This window comes from Pirellulaceae bacterium, from assembly GCA_029243025.1.
Lineage (GTDB): Bacteria > Planctomycetota > Planctomycetia > Pirellulales > Pirellulaceae.
This window is the reverse complement of the sequence record JAQWSU010000045.1, coordinates 852,325-876,525: the sequence shown is the minus strand read 5'-3', so window position 1 is coordinate 876,525 and position 24,201 is coordinate 852,325. Positions and strand designations below refer to the sequence as shown.

Annotated in this window: 14 protein-coding genes; 5 read left to right on the top strand and 9 right to left on the bottom strand. The window is 52.8% G+C overall.

What is annotated here, in order from left to right; translation table 11 throughout:
- Window positions 1-4 precede the first annotated feature (4 nt).
- Entirely contained in the window at window positions 5-3,448 is a 3,444-nt protein-coding gene (locus P8N76_22200; GenBank protein ID MDG2384397.1) for a c-type cytochrome, read from the bottom strand.
- Window positions 3,449-4,143: 695 nt separating this feature from the next.
- On the opposite strand from P8N76_22200, the gene P8N76_22195 reads away from it, so the two are divergent.
- Window positions 4,144-9,084, top strand: a complete 4,941-nt coding sequence (locus P8N76_22195; GenBank protein ID MDG2384396.1) for a c-type cytochrome — start codon at window positions 4,144-4,146, stop codon at window positions 9,082-9,084.
- On the opposite strand, the gene P8N76_22190 is transcribed toward P8N76_22195, so the two are convergent.
- The 3 genes from P8N76_22190 to P8N76_22180 all read right to left on the bottom strand — a co-directional run bounded on the left by P8N76_22190 (window position 9,072) and on the right by P8N76_22180 (window position 13,719).
- Window positions 9,072-10,493 (bottom strand): acetylxylan esterase, encoded by a 1,422-nt coding sequence (locus tag P8N76_22190; protein MDG2384395.1) that lies wholly within the window; start codon window positions 10,491-10,493, stop codon window positions 9,072-9,074. The two genes, P8N76_22195 and P8N76_22190, sit on opposite strands and share 13 nt — an antisense overlap.
- Window positions 10,494-10,554: 61 nt before the next feature.
- Window positions 10,555-11,787, bottom strand: a complete 1,233-nt coding sequence (locus tag P8N76_22185) for an SHD1 domain-containing protein (GenBank protein ID MDG2384394.1) — start codon at window positions 11,785-11,787, stop codon at window positions 10,555-10,557.
- Window positions 11,788-12,057: 270 nt separating this feature from the next.
- Window positions 12,058-13,719: a hypothetical protein gene (locus P8N76_22180; GenBank protein ID MDG2384393.1), complete on the bottom strand. Its 1,662-nt coding sequence runs from the start codon at window positions 13,717-13,719 to the stop codon at window positions 12,058-12,060.
- Between the two features lie 291 nt (window positions 13,720-14,010).
- Between P8N76_22180 and P8N76_22175 the strand changes: the two genes are divergently transcribed.
- A complete protein-coding gene (locus tag P8N76_22175) occupies window positions 14,011-14,445 on the top strand; it encodes a DUF393 domain-containing protein (protein ID MDG2384392.1) in 435 nt (144 codons plus the stop codon).
- A 3-nt stretch (window positions 14,446-14,448) separates the two neighbouring features.
- On the opposite strand, the gene purQ is transcribed toward P8N76_22175, so the two are convergent.
- From purQ to P8N76_22160, 3 genes are all read right to left on the bottom strand, one after another.
- Window positions 14,449-15,237, bottom strand: coding sequence for a phosphoribosylformylglycinamidine synthase I (purQ, locus tag P8N76_22170; protein MDG2384391.1), 789 nt, complete (start codon window positions 15,235-15,237; stop codon window positions 14,449-14,451).
- Between the two features lie 112 nt (window positions 15,238-15,349).
- Complete coding sequence (purL, locus tag P8N76_22165) at window positions 15,350-18,268, bottom strand: phosphoribosylformylglycinamidine synthase subunit PurL (protein MDG2384390.1); 2,919 nt, start codon at window positions 18,266-18,268, stop codon at window positions 15,350-15,352.
- Window positions 18,252-19,097 (bottom strand): prephenate dehydrogenase/arogenate dehydrogenase family protein, encoded by an 846-nt coding sequence (locus P8N76_22160; GenBank protein ID MDG2384389.1) that lies wholly within the window; start codon window positions 19,095-19,097, stop codon window positions 18,252-18,254. The genes purL and P8N76_22160 overlap by 17 nt, the downstream gene beginning before the upstream one ends.
- A gap of 272 nt (window positions 19,098-19,369) precedes the next feature.
- On the opposite strand from P8N76_22160, the gene P8N76_22155 reads away from it, so the two are divergent.
- Window positions 19,370-20,413: a type II secretion system F family protein gene (locus tag P8N76_22155; GenBank protein MDG2384388.1), complete on the top strand. Its 1,044-nt coding sequence runs from the start codon at window positions 19,370-19,372 to the stop codon at window positions 20,411-20,413.
- Between the two features lie 55 nt (window positions 20,414-20,468).
- On the opposite strand, the gene msrA is transcribed toward P8N76_22155, so the two are convergent.
- Together msrA and P8N76_22145 are read right to left on the bottom strand one after the other, a co-directional pair.
- A complete protein-coding gene (gene msrA, locus P8N76_22150) occupies window positions 20,469-20,990 on the bottom strand; it encodes a peptide-methionine (S)-S-oxide reductase MsrA (GenBank protein ID MDG2384387.1) in 522 nt (173 codons plus the stop codon).
- A 382-nt stretch (window positions 20,991-21,372) separates the two neighbouring features.
- Window positions 21,373-22,101 (bottom strand): SDR family NAD(P)-dependent oxidoreductase, encoded by a 729-nt coding sequence (locus P8N76_22145; GenBank protein MDG2384386.1) that lies wholly within the window; start codon window positions 22,099-22,101, stop codon window positions 21,373-21,375.
- Between the two features lie 180 nt (window positions 22,102-22,281).
- Here P8N76_22145 and P8N76_22140 point away from each other — a divergent pair, with 180 nt between their 5' ends.
- Both P8N76_22140 and P8N76_22135 read left to right on the top strand, forming a co-directional pair.
- Window positions 22,282-23,202 (top strand): RDD family protein, encoded by a 921-nt coding sequence (locus P8N76_22140; protein ID MDG2384385.1) that lies wholly within the window; start codon window positions 22,282-22,284, stop codon window positions 23,200-23,202.
- Between the two features lie 27 nt (window positions 23,203-23,229).
- Window positions 23,230-24,198, top strand: a complete 969-nt coding sequence (locus P8N76_22135; GenBank protein ID MDG2384384.1) for a stage II sporulation protein M — start codon at window positions 23,230-23,232, stop codon at window positions 24,196-24,198.
- Window positions 24,199-24,201 lie beyond the last annotated feature (3 nt).

Here is a 24,201-nt window from a genome sequence, read left to right as displayed (position 1 = left end):
CGTGCTACTGTTTTTTGAGTGATTCGAGATAGGAAAACAAGTCTGTTCGTGTCGCCAAATCCAGGGTGGTCGAAAAGTTGTCCGGCATCAGCGATGTTCGAGAACCTTGTTGTTCTTCAATGTTTGATGTGGCGACTGTGAATTCTTTTCCCTTTTGATCGACTAAGACCAGTGTCTCACCCTCTGTTCTTCTGACTAATCCAGAAATAATGCGCCCATCAACGAGTGTAATGATCGTTGTTTTGAAGGCGACATCTACATTTCGGTGTGGAGCGAGCACGTCTTCTACAAGTCGCTCGCGGCCACGACTTCCGATCCCATCTAGCTGTGGGCCGACGAGCGTGCCTTGGCCATTTACTTGATGGCAACTGGCACACTGCTTGTTGAAAATGACTTTTCCGTTGGCGGCTGATCCACGACGGTTTGCCATCGCTTGCAATTGTTCAGTGACCGTTGCTTGTATTTGCTCATTGGCGGGCGGCAAATCGTTCAGCATCGCTTCGATGCGAGCTTGATCTTCTGGATCGACCGTAGCTGCCATGCGCTCGTGGACTGTGGGGTTTTGAAGCAGTTGTCGGGATGCCACACCGCCATCGATCATCGACAGTAGCTGCGTAGCATTTTCTGAATTTAAGGCCATTTGTTGGGCGGCAGTCAGCTGATGTCGCAATGGCAAACGTCGAAACAAACTCTTGAGCAATTCGTTTGTTGAATCGTCTTCGGTTAGGATTGTGCAAATTTGCTCGCGAATTGGCGACGAAACGGTGTCTTCATCGAGCAGAGGAATCAGGAATGAGGCTGAGATGGAGGCCGGCATTTTGGCGAGTGCACGGGCAGCCGCCGCTCTTACGGGCCAAGTATTTCGCTCAACCACCAGTTGGCGAAGCTCATCCGCAAGTTGAGTGAGTTGAAGTTGTTCGGCGATCTTGACGGCAGCAATTTTTCGCTCGGCCTGTTGGAGGGGAGCGACGACTGGAATTGAAATCAATGGCGGATCAATATTGGCAATTGCCAGCCAAGCAAAAGCTTTCACGTTGAGTCCATCGACGATCTCGAGAACGGCGAGCTTTCCCTTGTGCTCGGCAAGCTCCCATTCGATTCTCTGTGCCGCATCGTTACGAGGTGGATAAGCTAGGCGGATTGTCTGGCTGTCGTCCAAGGTCACGAGTCGGACAAGATTTTTATCACTGGCCGGTTGGTTGGGTGGGCCGCGGTGGCCACAGATTTCAAACGTAAGCTTGGCTGGTAGCCTGAATTGGTTGGATCGCAATACGCCTCTCTTCGTTTCGCCGCCGGGAAGGCTGCTCAAAAAAATTTGCTGTGTTCCATTGGCAGAGGTGCGTGGCTCCAAGTTCCAAGGGTGATCTTTGCCGACAGATTGCCAGGTGGATGGTCCGTCGTTGGTGGAGTTCAGGAGCTGCTTGGCGAGTTCTTGTCCCCACACATTCACGGCGGCGGGACGTATTTCGCCTCGTTGTTCAATCGCCCCTTGAACGGCCTGGAAGAGATTAGCTTGGAGGCTAATATCGAGGTTGTCCTGATTTTGAATTAAACCAACGAGCTCAGTTGAGCGATTGATCGGTAGGTGCCGCGTGACATGTGCCAAATACTCGGGTTTGAGTGATTGCGGACTTTGTCTTAGATGGTCCAGAATGGCAGCTGCCGCGTGCGTTGTTGGAATCGCTAACGCAACATCGATCACTGTCTTCTGGTCCTGGGGTGACAACGTCAATTCTTGTAGCTTTTGGAAATTGGCTTTTGAGCGGAGTTGATTTCGTAAAGCAATCTTCAGTGCATGCTGTAGAAAAACATCGTCTTTCGAATTCTCCTGCATGGTGGTCAATTGATCTAAGAGCTCTTGGGTGACGGAAAGATCCACGCGCTGAGCTGCCGTTTCGGCTGCAGTGCGGCGTAAACGAGGATCTTGGTCCGTAAGTCCGTCGATTAGGCAAGCTAACAAGGCAGTCGATGAATTGTCTGATTCAGCGAGAATTTTCAAGCCGTGAATGCGGCGATGGCGATCCGTGGCGTTCAGGAGGGCAACCAGTTCTCCATCTGAAAGTGCATTCAGTCGCATCAACGTCCAGGCAGCATGGGATGCAAGAATTGGCGATTCGGAGTTGGTGACTGCTTGTCGTAACGCGGGTACCGATTCGTTCCCGATTCGATCTGTTAATTGATCCATCGCCAACATGCGGACGGTCAGATTGGCATTACCGAGCGACTGGACGAGTTTAGCTGCGGAGGCTTGGTCGAGGCGAGGGGCGATCGTTGGGGCCGATGAGCCGTTGCCTCGATAGACCACACGCCAGATCCGACCACGGTGACGGTCGCGCCCCGCATGATCCAGGGGGACTTCATAGTGACCAATAATGCGATTGTAGAAATCGGCAATGTAGAGAGCCCCATCCGGACCAAACCGAACATCCACAGGGCGAAACCATGGGTCGTCCGTTGTAATGAAATCAGATTGTTCGACTGCGCGAGGCGAGGATCCCGTGTAGGCGATCGTATCTCGATGGATGCGGCTCGTGACCACATTGCCCAAGAAGAGGCTTTGTTGAAACTGCTTTGGGAAAGCGATTTGACTACTGTAAGCAGCGCCAGCCAAACCGGTTGACCCGTGATGATGTTGAGTCAACTCAGGGGCATAACCAAGTCCGTCATGTGGCTTGCCAAAACTTGAATAGTATCCGTCACGCATCAGTAACGTGAGTGGTTTGCTGTGACAATCGGTTGTGATTAAGTCGCCCTCGGAGGTCCAAGTGCTGCCAAACGGATTCACCTGACCCCAGCTGTATTGCTCGACGGTCGTACCATCAACTCGAATTCGATAAGTGTTTCCGCTGTTTAACGAAATCGAACTTCCGTCGCTGGCTTGGATTGTCGACGTGTTCGAAAAACCATGATTGATATAGAGCCACCCATCGAAGCCGCGACGAAACGCATTTTGCATCCCATGTGTGTCTCGTGGTTCGCCCAACGGGCCGTAAAGGATGTGACGTTGGTCGGCTTTGTCGTCGCCATCGGTATCCTCGAAATAATAAATGTTGGGAATGCTGTAAGCGATGACACCATTCTTGTAGGGACAAAGCCCCATCGGGATATTGAGGCCATCGGCAAAAGTGGTGATCTTGTCGGCTGTGCCATCGCCGTTCGTATCTTCTAAGACCTTGATCGCGTCACGACCAGAATGATCCTTGGCTGCGTACGGGTATTCCACTGAACCACTCAGCCACAATCGACCGCGTGCATCAAAAGCAAGGTTCATTGGTTTTTGAATGTCAGGCTCCGCTGCAAATAATTGGATTTCAAAGCCTTCGGGAAGATGGAACGTGGTTTGCTGTTCGTGAGCCGTCAATGGCTCGGTCTTGCGAACCTGAGCTTGGAAAGCCTCGGGAGGGGCTGTGATGGCGAGCAGGCTGGATGTGAGCAGGATGAAATTCATGGTTCACTTCGGCAGGCTTCGAGTATGGTTGGGTTGGTGGGTGGGCACCGATTCGGTAGGCCCTCTCAATCCTAAACTGCGAGGCCGGCAAAACAAGATGCCGCTGACCTTGGGGGCACCTTAACTTGTGACGTGATTTGGAGTCAAGGAATAATAGCCAAAGAACTGTCGCATCGGCATGAATTCCAGTGGATGGGCGGAGTCATTAAAGGGGAAGGAATTCACTCGCGGATGTCGATTTTTTTGCCAGCCAGATTGTCTGTATCTTGAAGTCCGGTTGGAAGGGTTTCGTCAGGGTAGACGGTTGTGATTGTCATGCAAGAGCTCGAATGTTTCACAGCAAGATATCGCTGCTGAACTTGAAGTTTTCGGCGGCAGGAATGGTTGCTTCTCTCGGATCCTGCCTGCTTGAGCGATTTATCCAGCTGTAGCTGAGATGTTGGACAAAGCACGGTACAATAATCGCTTCAAAGCAGCCACCTGATCGATCGGGCGGCCGTTGTTGCGAAATGAAACAGGATCGACCTTTCCGTCACGGCAGTGATGGATTTAAAAGTGGATCAAAAATAGGGAGCCACCTGATGCATTGGATCAAGTGTCTGTGTTTTTCGTTTGAGCGAATCTATCAGCGAGATCAAACTTGTCATCAAAGGGTGCTTCTTGAACACCGGTGGGTGGTTTCAAGGTTTCTCTTGATGGGTCTGTTGATCTCATGTTTTTCGGCTCCGTTATTAGCCGAATTGCGTGTCGGTCGCGCGGTGGTAGACGTCACGCCCCGTAAGCTTCCGGTGCTTCGTAACGGAGGATTCGTGGAGGCATCAGTGGACCGGGTTCTTGATCCGATCCATGCCCGCTGTTTGGTATTGGAGGATGACGACACGAGAGTTGCAGTTGTCATTGTCGATAGTTGTATGATGCCTCGCACGATGTGTGACGCTGTCAAAACAGCAGCGGCAAAGACGACCGGAATTGCTCCGAACAAAATGTTGATTGCTGCGACCCACACGCACAGCGCGCCGAGTGTGATGGATTTTACACTAGGTTGCCGAGCTGATCCTAATTATGCGGAACAGCTTCCGCTGCAGCTCGTTCGTGTGATCGAAGCGGCAACCAAAAATCTTCAAGAGGCCAAGTTAGCCGTCGCAGTCGCCGATGCGAGCCAATTCACCAAAAATCGTCGTTGGATTACGCGACCTGACGCTTTACAGAGCGATCCCTTTGGCGAACGTACGGTCCGAGCGATGATGCATCCTGGCCACCAGAACCCGAATTTCACGGGACCTTCGGGGCCGGTAGATCCTTGGTTGTCGATCTTGAGTTTCCAGACTCCGGAGGGACGCCCCTTGGCGGTACTGGCCAATTTTTCGATGCACTATTTCGGCGGTCATCCCGGTATTTCCGCTGATTATTTTGGACTCTTTTGTCGTCGGATGTCCGAACGACTTGCGCCGAATGATCCCCAGCATCTGACGATGATGTCGCAAGGAACCAGTGGTGATCTTTGGTGGGGAGACTATTCCCGGCCGCCGCAACAACGTTCGATGTCAGATTTTGTGGATGAACTGGTAGCACTTGCCAACACAGAGCTGGAACGAGTTCAGCATCAGCCGGCTGGCAAATTGCAGATGCAAGAGCGACGAATGAAAATCGATCGGCGCACGCCAGATTCGGATCGATTGGCGTGGGCGCAAAGGAAGCTGAAGCTGATGGGAGATCGGCGACCGAAGGATCGACCTGAGGTGTATGCTGAGCAAGCCGTCTACCTGGACAAAAATCCCTCAGAAGAAATTGTACTGCAGGCGATTCGCATCGGTGACGTGGCGATCACTGCGATGCCTAACGAGGTCTATGCCTTAACGGGACTCAAGCTAAAGACCCAAAGTCCCCTGCCCTCGACGTTCAATGTTGAGTTGGCAAATGGTGCAGCCGGCTACATTCCGCCGCCAGAACAACATGCGCTGGGTGGATACACGACCTGGCCAGCTCGGACCGCAGGACTGGCTGTCGACGCGGAGCCCAAAATAGTCGCCTCCCTATTGGACATGCTTGAGGAATTGTCAGGGGAAAAGCGACTCGCTAGCGCCGAGCTAGAAACGGCGCACTCCCGTCAGGTTGTCAGACTTAATCCGCAACACTTTTGGCGGCTCGATGATCTACAGGGCGAGGTGGCGCGTGACTCGGTGGTGACATCTTCGCAGGCGCGATTTATCGGCGGGCATGCGTTTTCCTTGCCAGGCATCGATTTGCATCAGCCCAGCACGGGAAGTAGCCGAGCTGTCCAGTTAGCTGGAGGGCACATCCAGGTGTCTGACGTGCAATTGGATACCGACCATGCGATATCTCTCTGGTGTTATTTGTCCGTTCCCGTAGATTGGCGCGAGATAACAGGTGTTCTTGTGAGTAGTGAAGAAGCCACTTTGCAAGTAACCGGATCGGCAGAAAAGCAACCTGGGCGTCTGCAAATGGGGACTAAGATTGGGACAACTCCAATCGTTGCTCGGCGGTGGTATCATGTGGCTTTGGTGCGTGATACGAACGAACGAATTTGCTATCTCAATGGAAAAGAAGAACTCAGAGTTTCCGCTCCGAAAGCTGACGAAAAAAGACGACAACTTCAACTCGGTGGTTCGAACCAGCCGAATTGTTCGTGGGAAGGCAAGCTTGATGAAGTGGCGTTGTTTGGCAAAGCAATTAATGCGTCGCAGATTGCGAATCTTTATCGTGCAGCCAGCCAGCAACTGGCCAGAGATGACTCGCCGCAAAACGTTCCTATGATCGTTGAAGGTGGAGCTGTTCCCGATCTTCCACCGTTATCTGCTTCCGCGTCGATGCAAAGGGCGAAGACTCATGACGGATATACGATACAGCTTGTTGCGTCGGAACCATTGGTGGCTGATCCCGTTGCGATCGATTGGGATCTTCGGGGCCGCCTTTGGGTTGTCGAGATGGCCGACTATCCCTACGGGATGGACGGTCAGGGGAAACCGGGCGGTCGAGTTCGGATTTTGGAAGATACGAACCAAGATGGGCAATACGATCGGTCGACTCTATTCTTGGATGGATTAAGCTTTCCAACTGCAGTGATGCCATGGGGTGATGGTGCGTTCATCACGGCTGCGCCGAACTTGATGTTTGCCAAGGATACCGATGGCGATGGTCAAGCGGATGATCGTCAAGTGCTGTTTCAGGGATTTATGGAAGGCAATCAACAATTGCGAGTTAATGGCCTACGATGGGGGCTCGATAATTGGGTTTACTGCGCGAACGGTGGGCACCATGCTGGTTTTGGTGCGAGTAATTCAATTCGTCTATCCAAGACCGGTGAATCGGTGGCGTTGGGCAGTCGTGATTTTCGATTTCATCCAGTGACCGGTCAGTTGCATCCGCAGTCGGGGCCGTCCCAGTTTGGACGCGTGCGGGACGATTGGGGCCACTGGTTTGGTGTTCAAAATAGCTATCCTTTGTGGCACTATGTCTTGCAGGATCACTATCTTCGCCGCAACGTTGCGGTTGCCTATGGGGACACACGAAAGCAGCTTCGATTGCCAGCAAATCCGCCTGTTTATTCGACCAAGCCACCTCAGAAGCGGTACCATAGTTTTGAGAATTCGGGTCACTACACGTCGGCCTGCGGTCCTTGTATTTACCGAGATGAATTGTTGTTTTCGAGCGGTGACCAAACGCATGCTTTCACCTGCGAGCCGTTTCACAATCTAGTCCAGCATCATGTTCTTCAACCTGCTGGCGTCAGTTTCGACGGGATGCGAGCTCCGACTTCGGCAGCTCACGATTTCTTTGCGTCGTCTGATCGTTGGTCTCGACCCGTCATGGCTCGAACGGGTCCGGATGGTGCGCTCTGGATCGTCGATATGTATCGCTACATGATTGAGCATCCTGATTGGCTACCTGAGGAAGCACGCCAGGAACTGAAGCCCTATTATCGAGCCGGCGAGTCGAAAGGCCGAATCTATCGCATTGTTCCCGACGATCAGACAACCCGCCCCTTCACGACTCGTCAAAAAGATGAGTCGATCGAAGACTTGGTCACTCGGCTGGAAAGTTCAAATGGCAGCTTGCGAGATAAGATTCAATCCCATCTAGTCGCGGGACAGCGGCGGGAGGCGATACCATCGTTGCGTCGATTGTTCCTTGAAAGTGATGAACCGTTGGCTCGGTTGCACGCCCTGGCTACGTTGGAAGGTTTGTCCTCGGCAACCAATCAAGATCTTCTGGTGGGTCTAGGCGATTCGCACGGTGGCGTCCGTTGTTTTGCGCTCCGATGCCTCGAGCAACGATCGCTCAATCACGAATTGGTGACAGCGGCAACTCGGTTGCATGCTGATCCAAATGAAAAAGTGCAATTACAACTAGCATTTACCTTAGGAGAGCTAGATGATCCTGCTGCGAGCACTGCGTTTCTCAGGCTCGTCAAGACGACGAAGAATCCGTCGATCATCTCGGCGCTGATTAGTTCATTGCCTCAACACTATGAGGCTGTTGCTGATCTATTGCAGGTGCATCCAACAGTTGACTCGCGTTTTTGGGATGCTGTTTTGCGATTGTCTTCACGCCGACCGACCCAACTTAGTCAACTCCTTGAGGTCTTTATCCCTGCCGACAAAGCTCAGCCGACTCGTCGGCAAATCAAACTAACGACTCAATGGCTGGCGATTGTTGCTGAGCAAGGTCACTCGGTTGATAATCTCATTGCAGCTAATCCTGATCGGTTGGCTGCTCTCAGTCGCTTGGAAGCAATGTTCGATCGCGCATGGCAGCTTGCGGGCAATTCGGATGTCGATCTGATGCAACGCGTTCAATCACTGGGTTTCGTTCGTTATGATCCGCGTCCGGTGATTGATTTTCACCCACAGCTTCAAGTGTTGCTTCAAGCTGATCAGCCGTTCAAGGTTCAGTCTGCTGCCGTCACTCGTTTGGGGGTGCGGATGGATCAGGCTGCGAGCGATCTTTTGTTAGACGCTTGGACCACCTATTCTCCCAGCTTGCGAATTCAAGTGTTGGATCAGTTGTTGGGGCAAGTGGTCGGAGCACAAACGCTGCTGAATGCGATTGAGTCAGGGGAAATTAGTCCCCTTGAATTGGATGCTGCGCGTCGTGATCAACTGATCAAGCATCAGGATGCGACAGTGGCCAAACAGGCCGCCGATGTACTAAAGGACGTAACTGCTGCCGATCGTAAGCAAGTGATCAAAAGGTACCGTAACAGCTTGCAGCTGAGCGGAAGTGTCAAACACGGCCAGGAACTGTTTGAGAAATTGTGTGCGAATTGCCATGGCGCCGATGAGAAAAAGCGGATCGGACCCCACCTGCGCTCATTGACCGATCGTTCGAGTAGATCGCTGCTGACTGCGGTCTTGAATCCAAGTGCGGCAGTCGAGCCCCGTTATCTTGGCTACGCGATCGAGTTGAAGTCTGGGCAAACGTGGCACGGTTTGATTTCCGGCGAATCCGGCGAGTCATTGGAGTTGCGACTACTCGATGGGACTCGCAAGCAAATCGTGCGATCGTCGATTGAATTCCTGCAGAGTACGGGACAATCCTTCATGCCGAATGGACTTGAGCAAGAATTAACGCCGCAGGGACTTGCCGATGTAATTGCCTATGTTCAGTCACTCTGAATCGTGGCCGAGGCAGGCTTCAAAAATCGATCAGCAAAGTCGCAGTAAACTTTCCAATCCGCTGGCTTCACGTTATGCTCACCCGGCCGTCTGTGATAGCCGATGGAGGAACCAATTAATTGATTTGTGTCGGGGAAATTGCTGGCATTCATGCCTGACTGGCCCAGCAGTTGGTAGACCGAATCAGCGTTCTTGGCAGCTAGGAATTCACCGCGTGGATCAGCCCAAAGATCTTTCTCTGCACTGCAAATAAGGACGGGACGAGGTGCGATCAGTGCGATTAAAGAGTGCTGATCAAATGGCAGCTGGTTTTCTCGATCATCGTATTTGAGGAAGTTGTCACAAAACCAATGAGGAAATGATCGGTTGATGATTTGAATTCGTTCGCCGAAGCGTCGGCGCGAAAGAGCTGCGCCACCGCACCCCGAGTTATTTGAGATGACAAGTGCAAAACGCTCGTCTTCGGCACCTGCCCAGAGTGCCGTTTTTCCCAGACGGGAATGACCAAGCACGGCGACGCGTTCCGCGTCGATGTTTGTGTCCTGTTCGAAATAGTCGAGGGCACGACTGAGCCCCCAGGCCCAGGCCGCGATCGTACCCCATTCCAATGAAGTCGGAGAGCTTTGCCCATCTCGATAGAACAAAGGGTGAATACCGTTTTGAAATCCGTCATCAAAGTCCGGATCGATGTCACCACAATAGATCGTGGCAACCCCATAGCCGCGAGATAAAATCTGTTCGAGCGGCCAACGGCTGGCAAATGTGCCCCGCGAAGCGTCGGAAGCACGGTGGTTCTTCGTCCCCGCTCGTTTGTCATTACGCATCCATCGAGTGGAAATCGGAACGTTTGGGTCGTGACTAATTGAATGGTTGCCGAAAAAATTGAGACCAAGGAATGTTGGTACCGGTCCTTTGGCGTCACGAGGTAAATACAGCAGAATATCCATTCGCGGTCCATCATCATTCTCGCTCAAGAAGACGCTGACTTGTTTGCGAATGGCTGAGCCATCCAATGCGTCATCGGCTTGCTCGATAATCCGATGACGGCAGGCAATCTCGGCCACCGGTACGCTCCCGTACATCTCATCACGAAACATCTGCAGCAATTCCGGTCGGCCCTGCTTCCGCCACTGTTCGGCTGAGGTGACTGGCTTGCCCCCTTTCGAAATCAGCGGATCTGGCAATGTGTAACGTGGCACTTGAGCTTCGTCATAAACGACTTTGTCCTGAGCTGCGCAGAGGGTCGTAAAAAGGGCTAACGAGATCAGTGCAGCCGAAAGAGTCATGGGAGACATGGCAGGTTGCTCGGGTTCGGGGTACTCGGCAAGGGAACGCGTGTCCCAATCGTAGCGAGTTCCACGTGATTCTGCCAACTTGCGGATGCGAGATCCGGCATGCGAAGGGCTCATAAAAAAAAACGACTGCCCGTTCGGACAGCCGCTTCGTTGGTTTCAAACAAATAATGTCGTTTTATCGACTCGCGATTTGTTCGATCGTCTCAATTCCCATTTGCTTGGCCATTTGCTGCACATAAGCCAAATCACCTTCGCTGAGGCGATGTTTGGGAACTGTCGAAAAACGTCCATTGTCTTTGAGCAGTCGGATATGTGTGTCACTGATCTTGACGAGTTGACCTACGGTGCGGTAGTCGCCCGTATCGTCGGTCCACACGCGGAAAAGTGGTGTCGAATTCGATTGTTCGACAGGTGTTGTGACTTGTGCGGTTGCTGGGGCTTTTGTTGCCGAAGCTTGGCCGAACAAGTTATCCAGGTCGTCATCGGAATCTTCTGAGTCGCTGGGAGTTTCGTCTGCGTCGTCCGTTGGGAAAAGATCTTCCGTGTCATCGGAGTCACTGGGGAGTGCGTCTGCGTCGTCCGTTGGGAAAAGATCCTCCGTCTCATCCGAATCGACTGGCAAATCAGCCGGTTCTTGAATGTCAACTTCGACGTCGAGGTCCTCAAACAAGTCGTCGCCTTCGTCTTCCGGGTTATTGGCGACGCGTTCGTCACCATTTTCCGCCGGTTCTGATTCGCCAAACAGATCGTCCAGCTCGTCATCGTCCGCCGGTGGCTCAACGGCCGGTAGGGCGTCGTCCGCGGGAAGTTCGTCTTCGTCTGCCGGCAGGAGAACATCGATATCAGTTTCATCCTCGGAGCTGTCGTCAGGCAGCGGATCGGACAGAATATCGTTGTCATCCTCGGGCATCGGCGGCAAGCTGTCGTTAGATCCCGCATCGTCCGTTGCCGGTTCATCAAACAGGCTCAGCTCGTCGCTATCGTCTCCGGGCAAATCGAGTTTGGGTTCGTCGCCGGGAAGTGTGGCGTCTTCGGTTGGAGATTGATCCGCGTCGTCGGTAGCCGGTGCCTTCGTAGAATCGTCTGCAGCGGGTGCCGGAGGATCAGCGGGTGCCGGAGGATCAGCAGGTGCCGGAGGATCAGCAGGCGCGGGAGGATCAGCGGGTGCAGCGTGATCGTGGGTTGGTGTTTCGTGTGTCGTCGCGTCGACGGCGTGACCGTCGCTGTTGTCGGAGCAGCAGCTCGAATCGACAACCACTTCACAAGTAGGTGGACAGCAATACACGGGCGTGTAGCAGCGTGATCGCCATAGAAAACGACATGCGGATGTCGTGTCGATGCTGAACAACAACACAACCGTCACGGAAAAAATGACAGCGATCAGTCGTCCAATTGATAGTCGACGCATTGACTTCGTCCTCATTTCATAGGGTCAGCGAATCTTTTATCGTTGTGAAATCCATAACGAATTGTTGCTTACAGTTTGATTAAGACGCAACAAAATGCTGAAAGACGTAGAAAGTTAGGTTTGGCAATCGGCGAAAACGGCCGCGATAGCAGCCTTCCTAGTCAGGATATCTTACCTATCCTTCGTCTTGGGTACAACTATCACCCCCAGAAATGGTTCTCGATGTGGCCGAATGGAGCGGTTGCAGGGAAAAAGTGGAGCAAGCTGAGCTTATTTGCCCTCTCGGATCGCGTCGAAATATTCGCGGGCCAGCTCACGTTGGGGCTTTGGCAGTCGTTGGCCGGTCAACGGATCGTCGTCGGATCGTTTTGTGGACTCAATTTCCGTTTTGATACTTTCTAATGCCTCGCCTGCTTTGTTGGAGCCCGAGGCGGTGCCGGTCGCGACCGCTTGTCCGCGTCCGATTTTTGCGCGAACCTGCGAGTTGTAGAATCCGTTTTTAGTTTCTTCTTCGGGGCGATCGCCCTGTCCCCGACCTTCGCCGAGTCCGCGACCGCCTTCGCTCATCCCGGATCCGTTCATGCCTCCCTCAGCACCACCACCTTGGCACATTGAACAGCCGGCTCCTTCGCAGTTGCTGCAATCCATTGAATCTTTGGCTTGTGCAATTTGATCGAGTGACTCCTCGAGCATTTCCATTTCTTCCATTTCCTGGGCCATCTGCTGCAATGATTCCGACATCTGGGCCATTTTAGCGGCAGCACCTTTGGCATCACCTTCTTTCATGCAGTTTGAGCACTCAGAAAGCTGTTTGGCCATGTTGGCCATTTTTTTAGTTTGTTCGTCTTGCTGTTTCATCTTATCGAGTTTGCGTTGCAGTTCTCCTGCCGCTTTTCGATCACCTTGGGCGATCTGTTTCTTGATTTCTTTTTCCAACTGTGCTTTTTTTGCTTCGTGAGCATCAGCCATTTGTTGCAGCCCTTGTTTCATCTGATCGAGCTGCTGCTTCAACTTCTCTTGATCCGCTTTTGACATCTCGCCTTGACGAAGCTGCTCTTGCATTTTGTTCAATTCATTCATCGCCGTCTTGAAATCACCCTTGCTCAATGCTTTGGACATTTGCTCGGCGGGACCTTGTTTCAGATCTTTGAGCTGCTTGAGTTGCTTCCGCATTTCGTCTTGGCTTCCCAGCTTTTTTTGACGTTTTTTGATGTCGCTGGCGAGATCGTTGAGTTTCAGCATCGCTTTTTTGCGATCCACGTCGTTCTTATTGGCCATGTTGTCCATGCCTTTTTCAATTTTCTGGAAGAGACTCCCAGCATCCTTCAATCCTTGTTCGAGCGCCTTCTTGCGTTGTTGTTCGATTTTCTTTTTCAGTTCAGTTGTCGATTTTTGAACGCGTTTCCGAGATAGCGTCGCCGCTTCGACCTTGGATGGAGGGACAGGCGTTGCGTCAGTGAGAAATGCCAACCCGAACACGACTGCTGCCATACTGAAGGGTAGCCAAGCCCATCGACCGGGTGAAACCCGAAATTCTTGCCTGACGTCAACCTGATTGACACGGCGCACAGCATCATCAACCAGAGCCCGCCCCGCTTCAGTGTTTTGCTGTTCTTCGCTCAGCGATAGGCAGCTTGAAACGCGTTCCTTCAGTCCAAAACGACGGTCGATCTCAATCGCCGCGTCGAGAGCATTCTTTCGTTGGACGTAGGTCATGACGGCGGCCACGATAAGGCCCACTCCGAGCGACCCGACGAGCCAACCGATGGTCCAAAAACTTTTGTCCGCGGTGATCGGCCAGATTTTGGGGATGGAGATTCCAATCCCAGCAACGACCAGGGCGCCGCAAACAGACCACAGGGTGATCGAGATGAACTGTTGCAGCACCATTCGATGGTGGGCGCTACGGATCTGTTTGCGTAGGTCGTTCATTTGCTTCTGCTCCTGGTCTCTGCCTGTTCGATCTCACCTGACTCGCGATCGTTTGAGAGTGGCCTGATTGCCCGCATTATAAACCTTTCCCGTTTTGTCCGCGCCGGCTGATTTTTCTCGTTTGTCTGCCATATTTTACGCTGATGAGGCGAAATTGGCCGGATCGGCTCAAGAATAAACGTAGATCTTTATCTGTTCCCCTCCTGGCTGGCCGATCGGGTAAGTTATCATCGCTGAATAGTAGCGGTTTTGACTGATGCGAAGCCGTTTTTATTTACGAGGCGGATTGTCATGATTGATAGAAACGACAAACCAAGACTACCTTCACCAAGCGACCGGCCCGCTGCCAGCCTTGTGATCTACGACGGTCAGTGCAAATTTTGTTGCCGTCAGGTTGAGCGTTTGGCGGGTTGGGATCGGCGATCTGCTTTGGCGTTTCTTTCGTTGCATGATCCCGAGGTTGCCCGACGTTTTCCCGATCTGACTCACGACGACTTGATGAAGCAGATGTATTTAATCGATCCGCGGGGGAATCGTTACGCCGGTGCCGGGGCGCTCATTCGACTGAGTCGTCAATTGCCAATGTTATGGCCGCTGGCACCCATTTTGAATCTGCCAGGCACCACGGGGCTTTGGCAATGGTTGTATCGGTGCGTGGCGAAGCAACGCTATCGGTGGGGGCGTGTCAGCTGCGAATCGAGTAGCTGCGACATTCACTTCAAGTGATGGTTACGCAAAGAAATCAACTGCGTTTTGGAAAACCTTCAGTCCGTTGATTTCATCAGTCGGTTGACGAGTCCAGCGTGGGTGATGAGTCGGATCGATGTAGCGTTCCGGATGCGGCATCAATCCGAAGACTCTGCCAGAATCATCGCAAGCACCAGCGACGTTTGCCTGTGAGCCGTTTGGGTTAAATGGAAACGGGAGTGCTTCCGACAAAGCACGTCCATTTTGTTGCGGTTTGATATACCTCAGTGTGAGGTTTCCTGCGGCTTCAAGCTGGCTCAGTGTCGTTGTGTCTCGGGCGATGAACTTACCCTCGGCATGGGCGATTGGTAGATAGATAGATTGGATATCTCGTAGAAAGACGCAGTGGTCGCCCGTTGCTTTCAGGTGGACCCAGCGATCTTCAAATTGTGATGAATCATTCCAGGCCAATGTTGCCTGTGGGCCGAGTTCACCGTGGTCGGCCAAAAGAATTCCGGCTTTGAGCAGTATCTGAAAGCCGTTGCAGATACCGAGAATCAATTTGTCATGCTGTCGGAAGTCTTGCAATGAATCGTAGAGGTGGTGTCGCATTTGTCCAGCAGCGATGCGGCCCGCGGCGATATCATCGCCGTAGCTGAAGCCGCCGGGTAGGCAGAGGATTTGGTAGCTTGCTGCCAGGCTCGGCGTTTCAAGCAGACGATTGATATGCACGATGTCCGGTGATCCGCCGGCTTGTTCAAAGGCGAATGCGGTTTCGCGATCGCAGTTAGTGCCAGGTGCGCGAAGAATCAATACGCGTGGTGCTGCCATGGTGGAGTCGTCATTTCTTTCGGGTGAATTCTAGCTGCGGTCTGATATTGTTTGGGTGGTCTCAATCGTGCAGTGATTCACGTCGTTGTTTGCTCAAGAGTTTCAGTTCGTGTTACCACTGCAACGGTGTTTGCCAAGCTGCCTTCATCTCGGTCAGAGACGATGCAATCAGAGTTTGGTTGTCCAGCAGGATTTCAATTTGATCGCTGTCGGTCACCTCGCCGATTTCACGGGCCACATCTCCCAACAGTTCTCGAAAGGCCGAGCAGTGTTCGGGTTTGACTTCACAGAGAAAACGTGAATTGGATTCGGCGAACAGGATCACCGCGGCCCCGTTTGCGGCGTTTTCGCCCAAGTCATGGGCCACTTGGCTGGCGTCAAGCTTGAGCCCTAGTCCGCCTGCGAATGCCATTTCAGCAGCGGCGGTGGCCAAGCCGCCTTCGCTCAGGTCGTGGCAGGCCCGCACCCATCCAGCCTGAATCGCTTGGTGCAGAGATTGGAAAATCTGCTTGGCAAGATGGGTATCAACTTCTGGAACTTTTCCACCCTTCAACTGATTTGCAATTGCAAAGTGGGATCCGCCCAATTCGTCTCGTGTGATTCCCACCTGGAATACAAGATTGCCAGCGGACTTCAAATCCATCGTGACGCAGTTGGAAACGTCGTCGACTTGTCCTAACGCGCTGATCAATAGAGAGGGTGGAATTGAAATGGTTTGTTTTTCACCTTCTTGGTCGAGATAGCTGAACTCATTATTCAGGCTGTCTTTGCCGCTGATAAAAGGAGTTTGAAAGGCGACTGCGAGATCGTGGCAGGCGAGAGCGGCTCGTACCAGTGACCCCAATGTTTCCGGTCGATCGGTGTAACCCCAGCAGAAATTATCGAGAATGGCAATTCGACTAGGATCTGCGCCGACAGCGACCGCATTCCGGATCGCCTCGTCGATGGCGCTGGCTGCCATGTGGTAGGTGTCATGATCACCGAAATGTGGGTTCATTCCGCAGCTGATGACGAGCCCTTGTCTCGAATTTAGAACGGGTCGCACGACGGCTGCGTCACCGGGGCCATCATTGGCGACGCCCACCAGCGGTTTAATGACGCTACCGCCTTGAACCTCGTGATCATATTGTCGGATGACCCATTCTTTACTTGCCACATTTAGGCTGCCGAGAATGTTGAGCAGATCGTCCGAATAGTCACTGCGAGCGGGCATTTCTATCGGCTGGTTGACGGGAGGCGTGAAGGTAGCCTGCCGGATGATTGGGGGCCGACCATCGTGCAAGAATTCCATCGCCACATCGGCAACCACGTTTTCCTGATACTTTAGTTGTAGGCGATTGGTAGGTACGAAGCGGCCAATGACGGATGCCTCGACGTTTTCCGAGGCGCACAAGAGATGGAATTCATCCCACTTCTCCGGTGGTACTGAGAAAACCATTCGTTCTTGGGCTTCGGAGATCCAGATCTCAGTGTAGGACAATCCCTCGTACTTGACTGGCGCCTTGTCCAGCCAGACTTCGGCTCCGATTTTTTCACCCATTTCACCGACGGCACTCGATAAACCACCAGCCCCGCAATCGGTCACTGCGCTGTACAGTCCGCGGTCACGCGCCTCAAGCAAGACGTCTTGGACCATTTTTTCGGTGATTGCGTTGCCAATCTGAACAGCGCCGCCGGATAGTGTCTCGCTTTCGCTTGTCAATTCGGCGGAACTGAAGGTGGCTCCATGTATTCCATCACGGCCCGTGCGGCCTCCAATCACCACGATGTGGTCACCCGCTTGAGGTTCCTTGTGCGACTTGTCGCGTGGCAAGATGCCCACATTGCCACAATAGACGAGTGGATTCCCTAGGTAGCGGGAATCGAAATAGATGGCGCCGTTGACCGTTGGTATACCCATTCGATTGCCATAATCACGGACGCCTGCAACAACTCCTTTCATGACGCGGCGTGGGTGTTGCACGCCGGCATGTAACTCTTCTACGGGAGTATTGGGTGGAGCAAAACAGAAGACATCCGTATTGCAAACGGGTTTGGCACCGAGTCCAGTTCCTAGCGGGTCGCGAATCACGCCACCAATGCCTGTGTTCGCGCCGCCGTAGGGTTCCAACGCAGAGGGATGATTGTGTGTTTCGACCTTGAAAACAACGTTGAATTCATCGTCAAATCGAATAATGCCAGCGTTGTCCTCGAAAACACTGACACACCAGTCGTTTTCACCCCACGCTTTGCGAATGGTTTGGGTGGCGGCAAAGATGGTTTCCTTCAACATGTTCTCGAATTGGCGAGTACCATTTTCGTCTTGATAAGCGATGCGACCGGCAAGCGTCTTGTGGCTGCAGTGTTCACTCCATGTTTGAGCGATCGATTCAAGCTCGGCATCAGTCGGGTTGCGTTGCTGGTCGCGAAAATGCTGTTGAATCGTTTGCATCTCCACTAACGTCAAATACAGCTGGCCTTCACGACTCAATTCCATCAGTTGATCGTCGTCTAAGTCGAGCAGTGGGATGGTTACCAGCTCGAATCGGTAATTTGAACCCACGCTGAGTCGATCCAGCTGGAGTGGTCCGTGAACAACCTGTTCAACAGAATCGTTAGCCAGAACCTTGTTGCACAATTCATCCAGTTGGTCGGTAGAGGATTCTCCCAGCCAATATTTGTGAAAGGTGCGGACAGCAGTCACTGGCAGGTTGTAGTCCGCAATAGCTTGTTGAGCACTCTGAGCCACCGGGTCCATCACCCCCGGTTTGGGTAAGACGTAAACCAGTTGTGGGGTCCCATTGGATGATTCTGAAAGCTGGGCCGCGCCGACGGGGGCGACTACGGTTCGTTCAACCACTCGATCAGCGAGCAACTGATCGGCCAACAGTTGTGCCTCAGGCTGCTCCAGAACCCCTTCGATCAGGTAGCCTCGGGCTGTTCGAATTTTTAAATTCGAGCTGATGCCCAGATCCGCCGCTTCCGCAGCCACCTGTTGAGCGTCTTGGTCGGGTAATCCTACTGCCGGATAAATCTCAATCTGCCAGAGCATCGCGTCGCTGCTTTCCCGCTGTAAGGAGTTTCAGAATCGCTTCTTGGTCGCCCTGTTCTAGAGCGTTCAGAAATGAAGTCAGCACTTTCTCAAAGTCACGTAAACTGTTCAAGACGCAGGTTTGATTCTGAGTCAAGATCTGTCGCCAAAGTTCTGCATCGCCACTCGCAACACGAGTCGTGTCGAGCCAGCCGGTCGAGGCCAGCGACAGGAATGAATTCGGTGTCGCGGCGGCCAGCATTGAGGCAACCGCGTGTGGCACATGACTGATTGCTGCCACTGCTTGATCGTGGTTCGCTGGAGACATTTCCCGCACGTTGGCTTCCAGAGAAGTCCAGAACCTGCTGATTTTTTCGGTGTTGCCCGCAGCTGTTAACTCGCTGGGAGTGACAATCACCAGTCGATCTACCAGCAGATCGCCATCTGCATGTTCGACGCCCGCTTTCTCGCTGCCTGCCAACGGGTGGCTGCCCACAAATTGTGAAACAGAAGGTGTTTGTTGCAATGACTCAACGATCTTCCGTTTGGTGCTGCCTGCGTCGGTGATCAAACCATGGGTCGGGCAATTCTTTGCAATTTGTCTGGCGAAATCGGCGATTGTGCCAACCGGTGTACAGATAATTGTCAGCTCGGCTTCTGCGACCCCAGCCGCCAGATCGGTGGTCGTCTCACTGACGGCGGAAACCTGCTTCGCTAATTCTAATCGGCTCGAATTGCGGCCAATACCAATCACTCGGTCCACGATTCCACGAGCCAGCAGGCCGCGGCCGATCGATCCGCCGATCATGCCAACACCGACAATGGCGATCGTGTTCCACGATGGGGCCACCGGTAAAAACCTTTCCAGAACCAGGAATAGCTCGAATCCAAACCCGTCAAATTCGTCCACGCTTTTGGGCGTAGGCTCGAATCGACGCCAGCCCAGATCTTACCGGCTTTTCGCCGGTTCAGTTAGGCCTGAGGACAGATGTTGACGGGATCAACGCGGCCTGATCTGTCTTGATTCAGGCAAAATAGCCTTCGCACGAGCCTTTGGTCCGCTAACGAATCGGTTAAGCTAGTTTGGGAATCGAGGCCTCAAAATAGATTTAGGAGCAAGAGATGGCGATAGGATTGGCACCAAGGGTCGGTCTGAAACCGCTTGCCGCGTTCTGCCGACGCTTGGGTACCTCGTTGGATGCAGGCATTGATGTCCGCAGGGTTATGGAAACGGAGATCGGGGCTGGGGGCGGACGTGTTTATTGCGAAAAACTGACTGCGGTGCAGCAAGCTGTCTCCCGTGGAGATTCTTTGACCGATGCCTTTCAGCAGGCCGATGGCTATTTTCCACCCTTTTTCTGTGAAATGGTCAAAGTGGGTGAAAAGACTGGCACGTTGGATCGAGTTCTGTTGAAGCTTGCCGACCACTATGAGCATCTAAAGAGTTTGCGATTGATATTTGTTGCGGGGATCATCTGGCCCATGTTGCAATTAGGTGCTGTGATTGTGATCCTGGGCATCATGATTCTGGCGCTTGGTTGGGTGGCCAGTATGACGGGCGAAAACGTTGACATCCTCGGATTTGGACTGGTCGGCGTTTCGGGTTTTATTCGATACCTGATCGGTCTGACATTTCTCGGGTTGATCGGTTGGGGAATCTATTTGTTCGTAACCCGTGGCCCTTTTGCAAAGATTGGTCAGAGTCTGCTGATCCAACTTCCCGGCATCGGAAAGAGTGTTCAGGTGATGTCACTTTCTCGCATGGCTTGGACGTTAGCCCTTGCGATTGATGCAGGAGCAGATGCCAAGGGAGCCATGCGGTTGTCACTGGACAGCACGATGAATGATTATTATCGGCAGCACGCCGACCAAATCGCATTGGGGCTCCAGTCGGGGCAGGAAATGCACGAAGTGTTGCGGAAGACCGGCGCGTTTCCAGCTGAATTTATTGACTCGGTGCAGGTGGGTGAGGATTCGGGCCGCTTAACGGAGATGATGGACAAGCTGGCGACTAATTATCACCAACAAGCCGAAACGGCTGCTAAGGTGTTGACCGTTATCGGTAGCATGGTTGTCTGGGGGAGCGTCGTCATCTTGTTGATTGTGCTCATCTTCCGAGTCTTCAGTTTTTATCTTGGAATCTTGCAGGAAGCGACGCAGATCTAGCGGCTCAAAAAATCTTCCCGCCGACCAGCGGTGGCCGAACCGTGCTACAAAACGGCTATTCTGCCTCTCGCAACAAGCCAAGTTTTTTGAACTTGGGAAGGATGTTTGCTCGGCAGTATGGGTTGCCAGGATTCTTTTCAAAGTATTCCTGGTGGTACAACTCTGCCGGGTACAAAACGACGGCGGGCGTGATTTCTGTCACGATTGGCGACGGGAATTTTCCGCTGTCGTCCCATTTCTTTTTTGATTCTTCGGCACTGGCTCGCTGTTCATCGTCATGAAAGAAAATAGCCGAGCGGTATTGGGTACCCACGTCGAAACCTTGGCGGTTTAAGGTGGTGGGATCGTGGAGTTGCCAGAACACCTCGAGCAACTGATCGAAAGAAATGATCTCCGGATCAAAAGTCACTTCTACCACTTCGGCATGATTTGTCGTTCCGGTGCAAATCTGCTCATAGGTCGGGTTTTCGATATCCCCGCCCATATAACCGGATACGACCGATTCAACTCCCTTCACGCGATCGAGCACGGCTTCGATACACCAGAAACAGCCGGCTCCCAAGGTGACCTTTTGCATCTTCTTAGTCTCCGTTTCATTGACGGGCGTTTTCTCATTCTGATCCGCTGATGCTGGATCGACTTGGGTTGACGCCGTGGAATCATTCGCGGGGGAGCTGATTTCGCTCGTCGACTTTGCACAGCCAGCGCACCCTAGAAGAGCACAGGAAACTGCCAAGAGTACAGCGTTCATTGTCCGGAGCATGGAGATCTCTCTCTTACCTAACCAACGAGGGACTAGTTTCTGGTACCAACTGTTTCCGTACCACCTGCAGGTGACTTCTTCTATCATGGCCGCTAACAATTCCGCGGACAATGTCAGCTGACGGTCCAATACAAAAGTTTTCATCGTTTTGAGGTCGGGATGACGGCCGACGTGCAAGATTGGATCTCGATCGACCTCACGAGTAATTTTGAACCGTCGGTTTGACAACCACCTCAGGAATATGAGCTCGGGAAGGCAATTGTGCGATTGCCAGCACGACTTGCGCGATGTCCTCTTGCTTGAGCATGCGTTGCCGATGTTCATCGGAAACCGGATTCGGTCTTTGTTCCAGCAGCGGCGTGTCGACTTCGCCTGGGTAGACGTTCGTAATGCGGATCCCGCGAGCAGCCTCCTCTAAACCAGCGGCCGTTCCCAGGCCGGTTGCTGCGAATTTCGACGCACAGTAGGCAATCCCACCCAAATCGGAAGCGCGTTTGCCGGCGACGGATGAAATATTGACGATCAAGCCGTCCGCTCGCTCTCGCATCTGCGGCAGAACGGCCCGCATGCAGTTGTAGGGTCCTGTCGCGTTGATGGCCAAGACACGATCCCATTCCTCCGGTTCCATTTTGAGCATTGAGCGTTGCTTAATGTTGACACCAGCGGAGTGAATGAGGATATCGATTCGGCCCATTTTTTCGGTGGCCCAAGCGACCAGTTCGTTGACGTTGTCTCGGTCGGCGACGTCCACCGTGTGGGGCAGGACGGTCGCTGGACGGCAGAGTTCAGCCGTTTCTTGCAGTTTTTCCAGTCGGCGTCCCGCTACCGTGACTTGACAGCCCTGATTGGCAAAAGCGATCGCGCAGCCTTGCCCCATGCCGGTACCGGCCCCCGTGATCAAGATTTTTTTTTCCTTGAGATTCAAGATTTTCCTCCCCAATCAGCAGTGAAAGCTGATCGACATCAATCGTTTGTTCAATGGTATACGGACTTTCGCTTTCATCGGTCAGCGTCAATAATATTCCAGAGACGCCCAAGCTTCGACCGGGTATCGAAGTTCGTCAGTGGACCATTATTTCATTAGCCTTGAGCAAATTCTGAGTGAATGGCGCAAGATTTCAAGCAGATCGATTCCGCAATTGATGTGGTAACGCCAGAGAATATCTCTTTCCAGTACCAGGTGGCGGGTCCATTTCGCCGATTTCCGGCTTTCTTGATCGACCTAGCTGTGCGAATCGGCATCTGGCTTGGGAGTGCCTTGCTAATGACGATGACGGGGCTTTTTGGCAGTGGGGGCGGCGAATTCGGGTTCGCAATCTGGTTGGTACTCTGGTTTGTCATGGAATGGTTTTATGGGGGGTTGCTCGAAACTTTTTGGAATGGACAAACCGTGGGTAAGCGATTGTTGGGCCTTCGTGTGTTGCGGGTGGATGGTCAGCCGATCAATGGACTTCAGGCTGTGATGCGAAACATTTTGCGATTGGTCGATCTGATGCCCGTGATCCCGATGGGAGCTTGGGCTGGAGTCGAGGGTGGGATTGCGCTGCCGACTTGCTTGATCGGCTTGTTGACTCCGGTGTTCAACCCTCGTTTTCAACGTCTGGGTGATCTGGTTTGCGGCACAATGGTGGTGGTCGAGGAACGCGGTTGGTTGATATCGAGTGCTAAGTTGGATGATCCGCGAGTTGAACAGCTGGCAGCGGAATTACCGGCCAGCTTTCAAGTGACTCGGAAACTTGGTTTCGCACTAGCCTCCTATGTCGACCGACGCCGGGTTCTCTCGCCTGCACGTCGACAAGAGATTGCCGCTCATTTAGGAGGTTTGCTGATATCCAAATTGAATCTCCCGGCGACGACCAGTTATGATTTGCTACTCTGCTCTTTGTATCGTCGTACGTTTGAGGAAAAGGAGGGCGATGTTGGTTCAGATCCGCCAGTTGATGAATTGCAGACTGGTCCATCGTATTTGGCTGAAATCACGCCGCCTCCTGCAATTACGCCGACTATTGCAACCAAGCCGGGCTAATGCCCAACGATCATTGAGGTAGCATCAATGCAAATCGCAGAACTGCTCGCATCACGTCGACTCAATTGGGAAGAGTTGGACTTAATGTGTGCACAGCTCGAAAGTCGGCGGTTTCGATCGATGTCTGCAGAAACGGTTTCCAGATTTTCATTTCTTTATAGGTCGGCATGTGCCGACTTGGCCCTCGCTGATGCTTACCAGCTACCGCCGAATACCGTTCAATATCTGCATCGACTCGTGGGGCGAGCTCATAATCAGCTCTATCGGAGTCGTGCGTTTGATTATCAGGCTTGGGCCAAGATGTTGTTCTCGGAAGTGCCGCAACAGGTGTTCAAGGATGGTTGCGTCCAGGGTGCCTTCTTGTTGTTCTGGGGCGTGTTCCTGATCTCCGCATTTCTGGCTAGCTCGGCTGATTTGTGGCCTAGTTATGCAGAACAGATTCTTGGAGATCAGCAAATTGAGCAGATGGAAACGAGCTTTGCAAATCCGATTGGCGGTGGGAAATCGGCGGTCAATCCCGTCATGGCCGGTTTTTATATCTACAACAATGCGGGCATCGGTTTGAAGTGTTTTTCCGGTGGGCTGCTCGTGATTCCCGGTTTGCTGGTGACCACATTTAATGCGGCCGTTCTGGGGGCGTCATTTGGTTACATGGCGAGGCCCGACGTGCCGGCTGGAGCGAATTTTTTTCATTTTGTTACGGCGCATGGCCCTTTTGAGTTGACGGCAATTGTGCTTTCCGCCGGGGCCGGGCTGCGGTTAGGGTTGGCCTGGATGAAGACGAATGGCCTCTCGCGGACCGCCTCTCTGCGTGTCACCGCGAAACAGGCGATGCCCATCATGGGGGCAGCATTAATTCTGTTCCTGCTGGCGGCCTTTATCGAAGCCTTTTTGTCACCGTCGGCTGCGCCCTACACCGTCAAGGCGCTGGTCGCCTTGGCCTCCAGTGGCTTGTTGATGTTTTATTTTGTCGTTTTGGGATATCCACGGAACTAGTCG

What these genes read in the sequence shown, in the direction of transcription:
- P8N76_22195 (MDG2384396.1), top strand. Translation starts at nt 4,144, where the DNA reads ATGGGTCTGTTGATCTCATGTTTTTCGGCTCCGTTATTAGCCGAATTG.
- P8N76_22200 (MDG2384397.1), bottom strand. Translation starts at nt 3,448, where the DNA reads ATGAATTTCATCCTGCTCACATCCAGCCTGCTCGCCATCACAGCCCCT.
- P8N76_22135 (MDG2384384.1), top strand. Translation starts at nt 23,230, where the DNA reads ATGCAAATCGCAGAACTGCTCGCATCACGTCGACTCAATTGGGAAGAG.
- P8N76_22180 (MDG2384393.1), bottom strand. Translation starts at nt 13,719, where the DNA reads ATGAACGACCTACGCAAACAGATCCGTAGCGCCCACCATCGAATGGTG.
- P8N76_22140 (MDG2384385.1), top strand. Translation starts at nt 22,282, where the DNA reads ATGGCGCAAGATTTCAAGCAGATCGATTCCGCAATTGATGTGGTAACG.
- P8N76_22155 (MDG2384388.1), top strand. Translation starts at nt 19,370, where the DNA reads ATGGCGATAGGATTGGCACCAAGGGTCGGTCTGAAACCGCTTGCCGCG.
- P8N76_22185 (MDG2384394.1), bottom strand. Translation starts at nt 11,787, where the DNA reads ATGCGTCGACTATCAATTGGACGACTGATCGCTGTCATTTTTTCCGTG.
- P8N76_22175 (MDG2384392.1), top strand. Translation starts at nt 14,011, where the DNA reads ATGATTGATAGAAACGACAAACCAAGACTACCTTCACCAAGCGACCGG.
- purQ (MDG2384391.1), bottom strand. Translation starts at nt 15,237, where the DNA reads ATGGCAGCACCACGCGTATTGATTCTTCGCGCACCTGGCACTAACTGC.
- P8N76_22190 (MDG2384395.1), bottom strand. Translation starts at nt 10,493, where the DNA reads ATGAGCCCTTCGCATGCCGGATCTCGCATCCGCAAGTTGGCAGAATCA.
- msrA (MDG2384387.1), bottom strand. Translation starts at nt 20,990, where the DNA reads ATGCAAAAGGTCACCTTGGGAGCCGGCTGTTTCTGGTGTATCGAAGCC.
- purL (MDG2384390.1), bottom strand. Translation starts at nt 18,268, where the DNA reads ATGCTCTGGCAGATTGAGATTTATCCGGCAGTAGGATTACCCGACCAA.